We start from the raw sequence: 2,121 nt of genomic DNA, 5'->3' as shown, positions 1-2,121 counted from the left end.
GGTTCCGGCGCAGCCAACCAGCCCAGCAGTGCGGGACAGAACAACCCGAACGCAGGTTCCGGCGCAGCCAACCAGCCCAGCAGCGCGAGACAGGGCAATCCGAACGAGGGCCCCGGCGTGGCCGGACGGTCCGGTGGTGCGCAGCAAGGGGATTCGCGGGCGGCCGGGTCGCCTGCGGGGCAAGCGGCGGGGGCCGGAGGGGCGGCGGCGGACGCGGATGCCACCATGCAGTTCCAGGCCGTGCGACCGCAGGGTGGGAATGCGGGTTCCGGTCGTGCGGGGGGTGACTCCGCTCGGTCGGGTGGTTCGAATGCCGGGGGCGGGTCGGGGGCTGGGACTGCCGATTCCGGTTCGCAGGGCGCTCCGGCGGGTGGGAAGAATGCGGAACAAGCTGCTGGGCAGGGTGATTCGGTTCGGCCCGGCGGAGCAGCGGGGGCGGGCGACGGTCCGGGCGGGGTGAGCGAGGCGGGCGACGGTGACAACGCCGGGGCCGCGGACGCGAAGACTGTTGCTATTCAGAAGGTTCCGAACGCGGATGATGCGGCTACGACGATGCTGCCGGTGGTTTCCGGGGAGTCGCCGACCGAGAAGATTCGAGTGTCGGGGCCGCAGGGGCGGGCGGTCAGTAAGCCGCCGGTGACGCCTCGTGGGAATGCGGGGCCGCGTAATGCGGGGCCGCGTGGGGCTGCGCCGGGTGGGGCTCCCGGTATCAGCACTCCGGGTGGCGGTGCGGCGGGTGGCGGTGCGCCGGTACAGGATTCGAATGCGGCGGGGGTCGAGGGGACTCGGTCTGCGCCGCCGCGTCCGCCTATGGGTCCGCGGCGGCCGGGTAGTGCGCCGTCGCCTGCGGATAATCAGCCGACCGCGCCGGTTTCGCCGATGGGCGGGCCGCGAGTGGTGGGGCCCAAGCGGGTTGGCGCGGGTGCGCCGCAGGGGCCCGGACAGGGTGGACCTCAGGGGCCGGGACGGCCTAATGGTCCGGAGCGGGGTGGTCCCGGTGGGCCGCAGGGTGGGCCGAATGCGGCTCCTGGCGGCGGGCCGCAGGGGGCGAATCAGGGTGCGCAGCAAGGGGCGGGTCGGCCCCAGCCTCGGGTTATCGCGCAGCCGCAGCGGATTCCGGCGGGCGGAGAGGCGGCGCAGCGGCGGCCGGTCGATGGTGATGGCGGCGTACAGCAGCAGGCGGGCGGTGCGGAGCAGATCGCGCAGCCGCAGCGGGTGCCGGCGGGCGGGGGTGACGGTGGGTCCGCGGAGGGTGGATCGAAGAAGAAGCTGCTGGTGATCGGTGGGGCGATTCTGGCGGTTGTCGTCGTGATCGGGGCTGCGGTGGGGCTGCTTTCGGGGCGGACCGACAATTCGGCTGAGGCACAGGTGAAGCGGGCTATCAGTACCTATACCGACGGGTTGTCGAGTGGGGATCTGGAGAAGTTGCGCGGGATCACCTGCGGGACGCAGCATGACTTCTATTCGAAGATTTCGGCGGAGCAGTTCGCGGGGGTTTATCGGACTTCGAAGGAGCAGAAGAGTATTCCGGTGGTGAAGAGCGTGGATGCTATTCGGATCACCGGGGATACGGCCATGGCGTCGGCGACTGTGTACACCGAGGCGGATCCGGCGAAGCAGACGGCGCGGACGTTCGACCTGCGGCAGACCGGTGGTGAGTGGAAGGTTTGTGATCCTTCGACCAGCTAGTCTGCGGCTCTGAGCTGAGCCATGCCCTGCTGGCGGGATTGGGCCAGTGACGGGGCCGCCACAGCGGAAATGAAATTAGTGTGGCCACTTCGTGTGCCGTCCCCGACTGTGGTCCCCCCGCCGTCTGCCGTTACCTCGCCTTCCAGCGTCGGCGGGGCCGTTGTCGCCTTTCGAGCGGGAAGAATCAGCACATTTCGGGTGCCTTAAAGGAGACCGTGTGGTCAGTGGGAACTGGTTGCGGCGACACGCCGTGAAACCCCGCAACCAGTTCCCACTGACCGATGGGTCTGTTTTTGTTCTTGGTTTTTCCGCTCGAGAAGGTGACAACGGCCGGAACGACGCCGGGAGGCGAGGTAACGGCAGACGGCGGGGGGACCAACGTCGGGGACGGCAGGCTAAGTGGCCACACTATTTCGTTTCCGCCATAGGCGG

1 protein-coding gene and 1 pseudogene are annotated in these 2,121 nt (G+C 69.4%); one reads left to right on the top strand and one right to left on the bottom strand.

Annotation, left to right across the window (positions count from 1 at the left end; translation table 11 throughout):
• Positions 1–227: pseudogene (locus NI1_RS38995) on the bottom strand (hypothetical protein); the annotation flags it as partial.
• A gap of 1,048 nt (positions 228–1,275) precedes the next feature.
• Here NI1_RS38995 and NI1_RS35525 point away from each other — a divergent pair.
• Positions 1,276–1,689: an Rv0361 family membrane protein gene (locus NI1_RS35525; RefSeq protein WP_157535525.1), complete on the top strand. Its 414-nt coding sequence runs from the start codon at positions 1,276–1,278 to the stop codon at positions 1,687–1,689.
• Positions 1,690–2,121: the final 432 nt, after the last annotated feature.

Origin of the sequence: Nocardia inohanensis NBRC 100128 (assembly GCF_001612945.1) — a bacterium.
In the GTDB taxonomy this organism is placed as follows: domain Bacteria; phylum Actinomycetota; class Actinomycetes; order Mycobacteriales; family Mycobacteriaceae; genus Nocardia; species Nocardia inohanensis.
This window is presented reverse-complemented; position numbering and strand designations above follow the sequence as displayed.